Source organism: Pseudomonas sp. P5_152 (assembly GCF_033989915.1).
In the GTDB taxonomy this organism is placed as follows: Bacteria; Pseudomonadota; Gammaproteobacteria; order Pseudomonadales; family Pseudomonadaceae; genus Aquipseudomonas.
Genome location: NZ_JASFAH010000002.1, coordinates 1,169,468 through 1,182,077 on the forward strand (window position 1 = coordinate 1,169,468; position 12,610 = coordinate 1,182,077).

At 61.4% G+C, this 12,610-nt stretch carries 9 protein-coding genes; 5 read left to right on the plus strand and 4 right to left on the minus strand.

The features are described 5' to 3' along the window. Window positions 1-23 precede the first annotated feature (23 nt). From xdhA to guaD, 4 genes are all read left to right on the plus strand, one after another. Window positions 24-1,478 carry a xanthine dehydrogenase small subunit gene (gene xdhA / locus QMK50_RS05075; RefSeq protein WP_159997088.1) on the plus strand — a complete coding sequence of 485 codons (1,455 nt, stop codon included), beginning with the start codon at window positions 24-26 and terminating at the stop codon, window positions 1,476-1,478. Next, the gene (gene xdhB, locus QMK50_RS05080) at window positions 1,471-3,870 is read left to right on the plus strand and encodes a xanthine dehydrogenase molybdopterin binding subunit (protein WP_320332678.1); all 2,400 of its coding nucleotides are present in this window, start codon (window positions 1,471-1,473) and stop codon (window positions 3,868-3,870) included. Before xdhA ends, xdhB begins: the two co-directional genes overlap by 8 nt. A 135-nt stretch (window positions 3,871-4,005) precedes the next feature. Beyond that, entirely contained in the window at window positions 4,006-4,848 is an 843-nt protein-coding gene (xdhC, locus tag QMK50_RS05085) for a xanthine dehydrogenase accessory protein XdhC (RefSeq protein ID WP_320332679.1), read from the plus strand. 8 nt (window positions 4,849-4,856) lie between these two features. Next, window positions 4,857-6,161 (plus strand): guanine deaminase, encoded by a 1,305-nt coding sequence (guaD, locus tag QMK50_RS05090; protein ID WP_095165436.1) that lies wholly within the window; start codon window positions 4,857-4,859, stop codon window positions 6,159-6,161. 175 nt (window positions 6,162-6,336) lie between these two features. Here guaD and QMK50_RS05095 read toward each other — a convergent pair whose 3' ends face one another. Beyond that, entirely contained in the window at window positions 6,337-7,101 is a 765-nt protein-coding gene (locus tag QMK50_RS05095; RefSeq protein ID WP_095165437.1) for a GntR family transcriptional regulator, read from the minus strand. Window positions 7,102-7,347: 246 nt separating this feature from the next. Here QMK50_RS05095 and QMK50_RS05100 point away from each other — a divergent pair, with 246 nt between their 5' ends. Further along, complete coding sequence (locus QMK50_RS05100) at window positions 7,348-8,538, plus strand: benzoate/H(+) symporter BenE family transporter (protein WP_095165439.1); 1,191 nt, start codon at window positions 7,348-7,350, stop codon at window positions 8,536-8,538. Window positions 8,539-8,668: 130 nt separating this feature from the next. Here QMK50_RS05100 and QMK50_RS05105 read toward each other — a convergent pair whose 3' ends face one another. The 3 genes from QMK50_RS05105 to QMK50_RS05115 form a co-directional block, all read right to left on the minus strand. Further along, on the minus strand, window positions 8,669-9,490 hold the full coding sequence (locus QMK50_RS05105; protein WP_159997092.1) for a MinD/ParA family protein: 822 nt from the start codon (window positions 9,488-9,490) through the stop codon (window positions 8,669-8,671). A 457-nt stretch (window positions 9,491-9,947) separates the two neighbouring features. Beyond that, window positions 9,948-11,405 carry a mannose-1-phosphate guanylyltransferase/mannose-6-phosphate isomerase gene (locus QMK50_RS05110; protein WP_320332680.1) on the minus strand — a complete coding sequence of 486 codons (1,458 nt, stop codon included), beginning with the start codon at window positions 11,403-11,405 and terminating at the stop codon, window positions 9,948-9,950. Between the two features lie 94 nt (window positions 11,406-11,499). Next, complete coding sequence (locus tag QMK50_RS05115) at window positions 11,500-12,606, minus strand: mannuronate-specific alginate lyase (RefSeq protein WP_320332681.1); 1,107 nt, start codon at window positions 12,604-12,606, stop codon at window positions 11,500-11,502. Window positions 12,607-12,610: the final 4 nt, after the last annotated feature.

The window sequence follows — 12,610 nt, forward strand, 5'->3', positions numbered from 1 at the left end:
ATAATGAGTCTGCGAGGCCTTCCGTGATCCAGTTTTTACTCAACCAGGAACTCCGTAGCGAGCACGCCCTGGACCCCAACCTGACTGTGCTCAACTACCTGCGCGAGCACTTGGGCAAGTCCGGCACCAAAGAAGGTTGCGCCAGCGGTGACTGTGGCGCGTGCACTGTGGTGGTCGGTGAACTGCAAAGTGATGACGCCGGCCGCGAACATATTCGCTATCGCAGCCTCAACTCGTGCCTGACGTTTGTCTCCTCGCTGCATGGCAAACAGTTGATCAGCGTCGAAGACCTCAAGCATCAGGGCCAACTGCACAGCGTGCAGAAGGCCATGGTCGAATGCCACGGCTCGCAGTGCGGCTTCTGCACGCCGGGGTTTGTCATGTCGTTGTTCGCCCTGCAGAAAAACAGCGACCAACCCGACGCCCACAAGGCCCATGAAGCCCTCGCCGGCAACCTCTGCCGCTGCACCGGCTACCGGCCGATTCTCGAAGCCGCCGAACAGTCCTGCTGCGGCAAACAGCCCGACCAGTTCGATGCCCGTGAAGCCGAGACCATCGCCCGCCTGAAGGCCATCGCCCCCACCGACATCGGTGAACTCAACTGCGGCGACAAACGTTGCCTGGTGCCGTTGACCGTGGCTGACCTGGCCGACCTCTATGACGCCTATCCGCAAGCCCGGCTGTTGGCCGGCGGCACTGACCTGGCGCTGGAAGTCACCCAGTTCCACCGCACCCTGCCAGTGATGATCTACGTCGGAAATGTCGCCGAAATGAAGCGCATCGAACACTTTGCCGATCGCCTGGAAATCGGCGCGGCCACCGCCCTCTCCGACTGCTACGAGGCCCTCAAGGCCCAATACCCGGACTTCGGCGAACTGCTGCAACGCTTCGCCTCGCTGCAGATCCGCAACCAGGGCACCCTGGGTGGCAACATCGGCAATGCCTCGCCCATCGGCGACTCGCCACCGCTGCTGATCGCCCTGGGCGCACAGATCGTGCTGTGCAAAGGCAACACCCGCCGCACCCTGGCCCTGGAAGACTACTTCATCGATTACCGGGTCACCGCGCGCCAGGAAAGCGAGTTCATCGAGAAGATCATTGTGCCGCGCGCCAGTGCCGTGCAGCAGTTCCGCGCCTATAAAGTGTCCAAGCGCCTGGACGATGATATTTCCGCGGTCTGCGCCGCCTTTAACCTGCGCATCGACAACGGCGTGATCGCTGACGCCCGCGTCGCCTTCGGCGGTATGGCCGCCACCCCGAAACGAGCCAAAAGCTGCGAAGCGGCACTGCTCGGTTCAACCTGGAACCATGCCACCGTCGAAGCCGCGTGCGCGGCCCTGGCCGAAGATTTCACCCCGCTCTCGGACTTTCGCGCCAGCAAGGAATACCGCCTGCTCAGCGCGCAGAACCTGCTGCGCAAGTATTTCATCGAGCTGCAAACACCGCACATCGAGACCCGGGTGACCGCTTATGTCTAATCATCACGCCGTAGAGAAGACCCAGGCCGAACTGACTGAACTGTTCGCCAAGGACCTGACCACCGGGGTCGGCCGTAGCGTCAAGCACGACAGCGCCGCCAAACACGTGTCCGGTGAAGCCCAGTACATCGATGACCGGCTGGAGTTTCCTAACCAGTTGCACGTCTATGCACGCCTGTCGGACCGCGCCCACGCAAAAATCATCAGCATCGACACCCAGCCCTGCTACGCCTTCGAAGGCGTGCGCATTGCCATTACCCATGCAGACGTGCCGGGCCTCAAAGACATCGGACCGCTGTTGCCGGGCGATCCGCTGCTGGCGATCGATGACGTGCAATTCGTCGGTCAACCGGTGCTCGCCGTCGCGGCGAAAGACCTGGAAACCGCGCGCAAGGCCGCCATGGCCGCGATCATCGAATACGAAGACCTGGAACCGGTGCTGGACGTGGTCGAAGCCCTGCGCAAACGCCACTTCGTACTCGACAGCCACACCCACCAGCGCGGCGACTCGGCCACTGCGCTGGCCACCGCCGAGCATCGCATCCAGGGCACGCTGCACATCGGCGGCCAGGAGCACTTCTACCTGGAAACCCAGATTTCCTCGGTGATGCCGACGGAAGATGGCGGCATGATCGTCTACTGCTCGACCCAGAACCCCACCGAAGTGCAGAAGCTGGTGGCCGAAGTCCTCGACGTGTCGATGAACAAGATCGTGGTCGACATGCGCCGCATGGGCGGCGGTTTCGGCGGCAAGGAAACCCAGGCCGCCAGCCCGGCGTGCCTGTGCGCGGTGATCGCCCACCTGACGGGCCAACCGACCAAGATGCGCCTGCCGCGGGTCGAAGACATGCTGATGACCGGCAAGCGCCACCCGTTCTACGTCGAGTACGACGTCGGCTTCGACAACAGCGGGCGCCTGCACGGTATCGCCCTCGACCTGGCGGGCAACTGCGGTTGCTCGCCGGACCTGTCGGCCTCCATCGTCGACCGGGCGATGTTCCACTCCGACAACTCGTACTACCTGGGCGATGCGACCATCAATGGTCACCGCTGCAAGACCAACACCGCCTCGAACACCGCCTACCGTGGTTTCGGCGGCCCTCAGGGCATGGTCGCCATCGAAGAAGTGATGGACGCCATTGCCCGTCACCTGGGGCTCGACCCGCTGGCCGTGCGCAAGGCCAACTACTACGGCAAGACCGAGCGCAACGTCACCCACTACTACCAGACCGTCGAGCACAACATGCTCGAGGAAATGACCGCGGAACTGGAAGAAAGCAGCCAGTACGCCGAGCGTCGCGAAGCGATCCGCCGCTACAACGCCAACAGCCCGATCCTGAAAAAGGGCCTGGCGCTGACCCCGGTGAAATTCGGCATTTCCTTCACTGCCAGCTTCCTCAACCAGGCGGGCGCACTGATCCACGTCTACACCGACGGCAGCATCCACCTCAACCATGGCGGCACCGAGATGGGCCAGGGCCTGAACATCAAGGTCGCGCAGGTGGTGGCCGAAGTGTTCCAGGTGGAAATCGATCGCGTACAAATCACCGCGACCAACACCGACAAGGTGCCGAACACCTCGCCGACCGCAGCCTCCAGCGGTGCCGACCTCAATGGCAAGGCGGCGCAGAATGCCGCAGAAATCATCAAGCAGCGCCTCGTGGAGTTCGCCGCACGCAAGTATGAAGTCAGTGAAGCCGACGTGGAGTTCCACAACGGCCACGTGCGGGTTCGGGATCACATCCTGACCTTCGAAGCGCTGATCCAGCAGGCGTATTTCGCCCAGGTCTCGCTGTCCAGCACCGGCTTCTACAAGACTCCGAAAATCTTCTACGACCGCAGCCAGGCCCGCGGCCGTCCGTTCTACTACTTTGCCTTCGGTGCGGCCTGCTGCGAAGTGCTCATCGACACCCTGACCGGCGAGTACAAAATGCTGCGCACCGACATCCTGCATGATGTCGGCGCCTCGCTGAACCCGGCCATCGACATCGGCCAGGTCGAAGGCGGTTTCATCCAGGGCATGGGCTGGCTGACCATGGAAGAGCTGGTGTGGAACAACAAGGGCAAGCTGATGACCAACGGCCCGGCCAGCTACAAGATCCCGGCGGTGGCCGACATGCCGCTGGACCTGCGGGTCAAGCTGGTGGAAAACCGCAAGAACCCGGAAGACACGGTGTTCCACTCCAAGGCCGTCGGCGAGCCGCCGTTCATGCTCGGCATCGCCGCCTGGTGTGCGATCAAGGACGCGGTGGCGAGCCTGGGCGACTACCGGCATCAACCAAAGATCGACGCCCCGGCGACCCCGGAGCGGGTGTTGTGGGGCTGTGAACAGATGCGCCAGTTGAAGGCGGTGAAGCCAGTCGAAACTGAGTCTGAGTTGGCTCCGCTTTGAGACCGCGTCGCGCCCTTCGCGGGCAAGCCCGCTCCCACAGGGTCATGTGCTGACTGATGGACCGGTACAAATCCAATGTGGGAGCGAGCTTGCTCGCGATAGCGGACTAACAGACACACAGATGTCGAGGTGAACATGTACAACTGGATCGACGCCCTCGCCGACCTGCAATCCCAGGGCGAAGCCTGCGTCCTGGTGACCATCATCGAAGAGCTCGGCTCGACGCCGCGCAACGCTGGCTCGAAAATGGTCATCAGCGCCACGCACACCTACGACACCATCGGTGGCGGGCATCTGGAATACAAGGCGATGCAGATCGCCCGGCAGATGCTGTCCAGCGGCAAGCAGGACACCCACCTGGAGCGCTTCAGCCTCGGCGCTAGCCTCGGGCAGTGCTGTGGCGGCGCCACCGTGCTGTTGTTCGAACCCATGGGCCAGGTGCAGGCACAGATCGCCGTATTTGGCGCCGGTCATGTCGGCCGCGCCCTGGTGCCCCTGCTCGCCAGCCTGCCCTGCCGGGTGCGCTGGATCGACTCGCGGGATGCCGAGTTCCCGCAACACATTCCCCATGGCGTGCGTAAAATCGTCAGCGAAGACCCGGTGGACGAAATCGACGACCTGCCGGCGGGCAGCTACTGCATCGTCATGACCCACAATCACCAGCTCGACCTGGAGCTCACGGCCGCCATCCTCAAGCGCAACGACTTCGCCTATTTCGGCCTGATCGGTTCGAAGACCAAGCGCGTGAAGTTCGAACACCGCCTGCGCGATCGCGGATTCGACACCAGCACCGTGCAACGCATGCGTTGCCCGATGGGCATCGGCGAAGTCAAAGGCAAGTTGCCTGTGGAAATTGCCATCTCCATCGCCGGCGAAATCATCGCCACCTATAACGCGAATTTCGGCCAGGGCACCGCTCGCGCCGAACCCATTGCCAAACTGCTGCCCGCCTCACGCCGCAGTCAAGCCACGAACTGAGAACCCCCATGCCTTCGACTCGCAAAGCCTACCGCGCCGCCATCCTGCACAGCATCGCCGACCCTGCCGTGGTCGGCATTGAAGCCTCTTACCAGTATTTCGAAGATGGCTTGCTGGTCACCGAAAACGGCCGGATCAGCGCCCTCGGCCATGCCAGCGAGCTGCTGGCCAGCCTGCCGGCGGACATTGAAGTGGTCCACCACAAAGACGCCTTGATTACCCCTGGCTTCATCGACACCCACATCCACCTGCCGCAAACCGGCATGGTCGGTGCGTATGGCGAACAATTGCTGGACTGGCTCAACACCTACACCTTCCCTTGCGAAAGCCAGTTCGCCGACAAGGCCCACGCCGAAGAAGTCGCCGGGATCTTCATCAAGGAACTGCTGCGCAACGGCACCACCACTGCCCTGGTGTTCGGCAGCGTGCACCCGCAATCGGTGGACTCGTTCTTCGAGCAGGCGCAAAAACTCGACCTACGGATGATCGCCGGCAAGGTGATGATGGACCGCAACGCGCCGGACTACCTGACCGACACCGCTGAATCCAGCTACGAGCAAAGCAAGGTGCTGATCGAGCGCTGGCACGGCAAGGGCCGTCTGCACTACGCAGTGACCCCACGCTTTGCGCCGACCAGCACCCCGGAGCAACTGACCCTCGCCGGCCAGTTGCTCAGCGAGTACCCCGACCTGTACATGCAGACCCACATCAGCGAAAACCTGCAGGAGATCGAATGGGTCAAGGAGCTGTTCCCGGAGCGCAAGGGCTACCTGGATGTGTACGACCATTACCAGTTGCTGGGTGAGCGCTCGGTGTTCGCCCATGGCGTGCACCTGTGTGACGACGAATGTGCACGGCTGGCCGAGACCGGCTCGGCGGTGGCGTTCTGCCCGACTTCCAACTTCTTCCTCGGCAGCGGCCTGTTCAACCTGCCGATGGCCGAGAAACACAACCTCCTCGTCGGTCTCGGTACCGATGTGGGCGCTGGCACCAGCTTCTCGCTGCTGCACACCCTCAACGAAGCCTACAAAGTCATGCAACTGCAAGGCGCACGCCTGAGTCCGTTCAAGTCGCTGTACCTGGCGACCCTCGGCGGCGCCCGCGCGCTACGCCTGGAAGACCGGATCGGGACCCTGCAACCGGGCACCGACGCCGACTTCCTGGTGCTCGATTATCACGCCACACCGCTGCTCAGCTACCGCCTGCAACAGGCGAACAACATCGCCGAAACCCTGTTTGTGCTGATGACCCTGGGGGATGACCGGACGGTGCTGCAGACTTATGCAGCGGGTAATCTGGTGCATCAGCGCTAGGTTTCCACAGGCATAAAAAATCCCCCTGCGCTTTGCAGCCTGGGGGATTTTTCTTGTCTGTCAGATTGCTATCGCGGGCCGCTCCCACAGTGATCTTCGGTGATTACAAAATTCCAGTACACCACAGACCTTGTGGGAGCGGGCTTGCCCGCGATTGGCGCGACACAATTTCGGATCAGAGCTTGGCGGGTGAGCGCCCTGGCTTCTTGGTCTGCAGCAGATGGGAGAACACCGCGTGCAGGTCGTCCGAGGCGCTTTCTTCGTCGAGGTTGAGCTTGCTGTCGATGTGATCCATGTGATGCATCATCAGGTTCACCGCCAGCGTCGCGTCGCGGGCTTCGATGGCATCGATCAACTGGGTGTGTTCGTCATAGGAGCAGTGCGAGCGGTTACCACTTTCGTACTGGGCAATGATCAACGAAGTCTGCGACACCAGGCTGCGTTGGAAGCTGATCAATGGCGCGTTTTTCGCTGCCTCGGCCAGCTTCAGGTGAAACTCCCCGGAAAGGCGGATACCCGCACCGCGGTCACCGCGGGAAAAGCTGTCGCGCTCGTCGTTGACCATCTGGCGCAACTCGCTCAGCTCTTCGGCGCTGGCGTGTTCGACCGCAAGTTCAGTAATCGCCCGCTCCACCAGACGTCGGGCCATGAACACCTGGCGCGCTTCGTCGACACTCGGGCTGGCAACCACGGCGCCACGATTCGGGCGCAACAGCACCACGCCTTCGTGGGCCAGGCGCGACAGGGCGCGGCGAATGATGGTGCGGCTGACCCCGAAAATCTCTCCCAGCGCCTCTTCGCTCAATTTGGTACCGGGCGCCAGGCGCTGTTCGAGGATGGCCTCGAAGATATGCGCATAGACAATATCGTCCTGGGTTCCGCTGCGGCCGGCTTTGCCTGCTCGCGGTTGTTTCTTGAGGGGCTGCAACTGTTCGTTCATGGGCACTCGAGTCGGGAGAACTGCGGCGAAGAGACCGTGACTGTAATACGTCACAGTGGGTCGCTGGCAAGTATCGCGTAAAAAACACGGCATATTGTACACAACTGCAGGTGGCAACACGACTGTACGGCCATATACGCCCCCGGCTGTATTGCAACGATCAGTTACGTTTGAGTTTAGGCTTGAACCCGCAAAACGCCTGCCCGCTTCACTCGCGGCCTACAAGACACAAGGAACAGCGCTGTCATGAACGACGCCACCCGCACCCAGCTCCGCCCGCTGGCCGATACCTCACCCTCGGCCATTGTCGCCGGGTTCATCGCAATGATGACCGGCTATACCAGCTCCCTGGTGCTGATGTTCCAGGCCGGACAGGCCGCCGGCCTGACCAGCGGGCAGATTTCCTCGTGGATCTGGGCCATCTCGATCGGCATGGCGGTGTGCTCCATCGGCCTGTCCCTGCGTTATCGCACCCCCATTACCATTGCCTGGTCGACGCCGGGCGCTGCGCTGCTGATCACCAGCCTGTCGGGGGTCAGCTACGGCGAAGCGATTGGGGCCTACATCACCTGCGCGGTGCTGGTAACGATCTGCGGCATGACCGGCAGCTTCGAACGCCTGGTGAAACGCATTCCGGCGTCGCTGGCCGCAGCCTTGCTGGCCGGGATCCTGTTCAAGATCGGCAGCGAGATCTTCGTCGCTGCCCAACACCGTACCGGCCTGGTCCTGGGGATGTTTTTCACCTACCTGGTGGTCAAGCGCCTGTCGCCGCGCTACGCGGTGCTGGCGGCGCTGTTGATCGGCACGGCCTTGTCGGGGTTCATGGGCCTGCTGGACTTCAGCGGCTTCCACCTCGAAGTAGCGACGCCGGTATGGACCACACCGCACTTTTCCCTCGCCGCGACCATCAGCATCGGCATCCCGCTGTTTGTGGTGGCCATGACCTCGCAGAACATGCCCGGCATCGCGGTGCTGCGCGCCGATGGCTATGACGTGCCGGCCTCGCCGCTCATCACCGCCACTGGCGTTGCCTCGCTGCTACTGGCGCCGTTCGGCTCCCACGGGATCAACCTGGCGGCCATCAGCGCAGCAATCTGCACCGGGCCGCACGCCCATGAAGATCGCAACAAGCGCTACACCGCGGCGGTCTGGTGCGGGATTTTCTACGGCATTGCCGGGGTCTTCGGGGCAACGTTGGCGGCGCTGTTCGCGGCCTTGCCCAAGGAGTTGGTGCTGTCGATTGCCGCACTGGCGCTGTTCGGTTCCATCATCAATGGCCTGAGCATTGCCATGAGTGAAACCCGGGAGCGTGAAGCGGCGCTGATCACCTTCATGGTCACGGCATCGGGGCTGACGCTGTTTTCCATTGGCTCGGCGTTCTGGGGGATTGTCGCGGGGGTGGTGACGCTGATGATTCTGAATTGGCGCAAAGCCTGATAGATAAAAAAACGGCGACCCGAGGGTCGCCGTTTTTTTCAACTTATTCATGTAGCTCCAGGGAATAAAAACTGTATAAACACTCTGACCCAATGCAATAAAAAAATTCACACGAAGCAGCAGAGCGTTATTACCTTTTTGAGTGGCTAACAAGTCGCTCGACAAAAAACTCTACATGCCCTCTTGGAGCGCCCAGCAATGGCCACGCGTCAGCCTTGAGCGCTACCTCCTGAAAGGCTTTGCTGCATTTGCATCGCGGATGTCTCTCGTAAACCGCCCGCCGTGTCTGCGCCGCATTACGTACATATTCGTCGTAAGGAATTGCTCCCGCATACTCCAGGAAAACATCCAGGAAGTGGTCCGTGAGTTTAATAAGCTTGGCAAACAAATTCTGCCCTTCCAGAGGGTTGATCTCCATGTTGGCCAACACCCTGAAGCGCTTCATTCCGTGCTCATGATTAAGTACTTTGATCAACGCGTAAGCCCCGGAGATGGACGCCGGCTCATCGCATACAATCACCAAGACTTCATGGGCAGCTCGAATGAAGCTGACTACCGGTTCGCCAATACCCGTGGCGGTGTCGATCACCAGCACGTCCAGGCTGTCCGCTATCTCGCTGAATGCCTGTATCAGGCCTGAATGCTGAGCCCGCGACAGGCGCACCATACTCGGTACACCTGAACCAGATGCAACTACGCGCACTCCTCCCGGCCCGTCCATCAAGGTATCGGATAATTCACAGCGGCCCTCGATCAGATCGACAAGCGTATACCGTGGCACAAGCCCCAATTGGACGTCGACATTCGGGAACTCAAGGTTTGAATCCAGCAAAACGACGCGGCGCCCAAGCTCCGCCAGCGCCAATGATAGATTCACCGCCACAGTAGTTTTGCCTACACCGCCCTTACCGCTGGCGATAGCGATAACTTGTACAGCGTGCTCGGTATCCATACTGACTTTTCAACTCCATATTTAACGCTGACAAGCAATTGAATTCCTTAAATCATCAAGTTCCAAGTCTTCCAGGATCAGCCATTAACGACTGCTCAGCCACAACCACCGCACATAAGTTCGCGCTCGCCGATCAGTCGTCCTGATCGCCGAATGGATGGCTAATATCCAGAAAAAAACAGACTGAAAAAATTGAATACTGTAAAGACCGACGCACCAACCAAGATCAAAGCGGACACTATTTTCTTTTTTAACAACGGTAAACGTCCCTGTTATCGATGTATAAAACTGAAACGGGGATAGCACACCCGGACATGCCCTGATTATGCGCCAGGTGATAGCACTGCGCTATGCCAAGCAACGTTCAAGCGCTGCTTTGAGCAGCACCTGACGTGCATCGGTAATCAGCCAAGGGGTCGGCGTGCAGGGATCCACCGGCTGACCCGGGTGCTTTGGCTCAAACGCCGACCACCAGCTTGGGTGCCGGCAGCGCCTCGCCAGTCCGCCCATAGACATCCTCCAGGCGCTCGATGTCGTCCTCACCGAGGTAGCTGCCGGACTGCACCTCGATAATCTCCAGCGGGATTTTCCCGGGGTTGGCCAGGCGGTGCACCGAGGCGATCGGGATGTAGGTGGACTGGTTTTCGGCCAGCAGGAAGACCTTATCGTCACACGTCACCTGGGCGATGCCGGATACCACGATCCAGTGCTCGGCGCGGTGGTGGTGCTTCTGCAGCGACAGCTGCGCGCCGGGCTTCACGGTGATGCGCTTGACCTGATGGCGAGTACCGTTATCCACCGAGTCGTAGCAGCCCCAAGGTCGATTGACCGCACAATGGCTCTGGGTTTCCGAGCGGCCCTTCAGATCCAGGCTGTTGACCAGTGCTTTGACGTCCTGAACCGAGTTCTTGTGGGTAATCATCACCGCATCCTTGGTTTCCACTACCACCAGATCGTCCACACCGACCAAGGCCACCAGCTTGCTGCTGCTGTGGACGAAGCTATTGCGGCTGTCGTGGATCATCACATCGCCCTTGAGCACGTTGCCGGCCTCGTCCTTCTCATGCACGTCCGACAGAGAGGACCAGTTGCCCACGTCGCTCCAGCCGGCGGCGAGCGGCACCACGCAAGCGCGGGTGGTCTTCTCCATCACCGCGTAGTCGATGGAGTTGTCCGGGCAGCACTCGAAGGTGCCGCTATCGATGGTTATGACATTGCCGGTGCGGTGGCTGCGTTCCAGGGCCAGCGCACAAGCGTCGTAGATGCCCGGCGCATGCTTGAGCAACTCGTCCAGATAACGGCTGGCACGGAACAGGAACATGCCGCTGTTCCAGTAATAGCCACCCGTGCGGACGAGCTCGCGGGCCAGTTCTGCATTGGGCTTCTCGACGAAGTGGCTGACCCGGTAGACGCCGGGATGCATCCCGCCGGCGTCACCTGCACGGGTCGCCTTGATGTAGCCGAAGCCGGTCTCGGGACGCTCGACCGGGATGCCGAACAACACCATCTCCCCTTCCTCGGCCACCGCGCGCGCCACTTCCAGTGCCTCGCGCAGCGCCGCTTGGTCCTCGATCACATGGTCAGCGGGCAGCACCAGCATCAGTTCGTCGCGGCCCTCGGCCAGCAGTTGCAAGGCGGCCATAGCCACGGCCGGCGCGGTATTGCGGCCGAAGGGTTCGAGCAGTGTCGAGTGCCCCTCGACGCCGATCCGCTCCAGTTGCTCGTTGACGATAAAGCGGTGCTCAAGGTTGCACACGATCAGCGGGCTCTGCATACCTTCGAAGTCCAGGCGCTGCAGGGTCTGCTGGAACAGCGAATGCTCGCCGGTCAGGGCGAGGAACTGCTTTGGATACTGCTTGCGCGAAAGGGGCCACAAGCGCGAACCACTACCACCAGAAAGAATTACCGGAATCATGGGAGAAGCCTCATTAAAGTTCCATTTCAAATTAATACTTGTCCCCGCCGAGGCCCTGCCTCGGACTACCGGGAGAGTGAATGCATCGATGCGATCAAGGGTTGAACAACTGGGTGATATCCCCTCCTAGCCGATAGGTTTCCAGCGGCTCCAGAGAGCGCCGCCACGAATCGGTCTCGGCCGAGCAGCGATAAAGTGCGCAGTAGGGCTCCAGCCAGGCGAACTTGCCGTCCTCCTGCATATCCTGCAGTTCCTGCGGGTAGCCGGACCGGGCCTCGAAAAGGCGCGGGTTGTGCACACCACTTTCGACCCGCTGGGCGAGCCGCTGCAGGGCACCACCGTTGTCGCCACGCAGATCCAGCCCGTTGGCCTCGGCGAATGCCGCGATCATTACCAGCGGCCCCAGGCTGTAGTTGTGGTAGGCAAGCGCCCGGGTCTGCCGGGACAGCTCCAGCGGCAGGTAGCCTTCGGCGTCGACCTGCTCCATACCATGGCGGTACTGCTCGACCGCCCAGTCGAACAGGTCCTGGCGGTCGAGCACCACGGCGCTTGCCATCACCGCCCAGGCAGCCCAGTACTGGTGGTTGTTGCGCCGCTCACGCGGTTGCTCGTTCCAATCGTGCACCACCTGGTCGGCGAGCTGGGCGAACCACTGTTCGATGGCGCGAGTTTCGGCCTCATGTCCACGCAAGGGTTCTGAGCGGGAGAACTGCAGCCGTAGATAGGCGGAAGACAGGCTGCCCAGCGCCCATTTGCGCACCGACTTGCCGGTGTGGTTGTAGGTTCGGCTGAGCAGCGCGTCGGCTTCGGCCCATGTGCTCAACCAGGTCAGGGCGCAGTCGGCGTATTCCTGACGGCCATCCTCCAGATACTTGCCGACCAGCTTGCTCACCCCGCTTTCCAGCGTACGCACATCGCCGGTCAGCCGCTTGTAGCGCGCGGCGGCCTGCGGGTTGAGCTTGTCCCTGGCCGAGTCCGAACCTTCGTACTTGCTCGGGAACAGCAGGTCGCCCGAATAGGGCGCGGGTACCTCGGGACAGGCCGCCACCTTGTCCTTGGGGGACGGAGCGGCCAGGTAGTAGCCGCTGGGCGGCACGAGGCTGGCGCCGGCGTTGCGTTCCAGGGGCTTGCTGCAGCCGCCGGCCAGCAACAGGGCCAGGCCGGTGAGCGCCATCCGCGAACAGATCTGCCAGGGTTTCATAGCC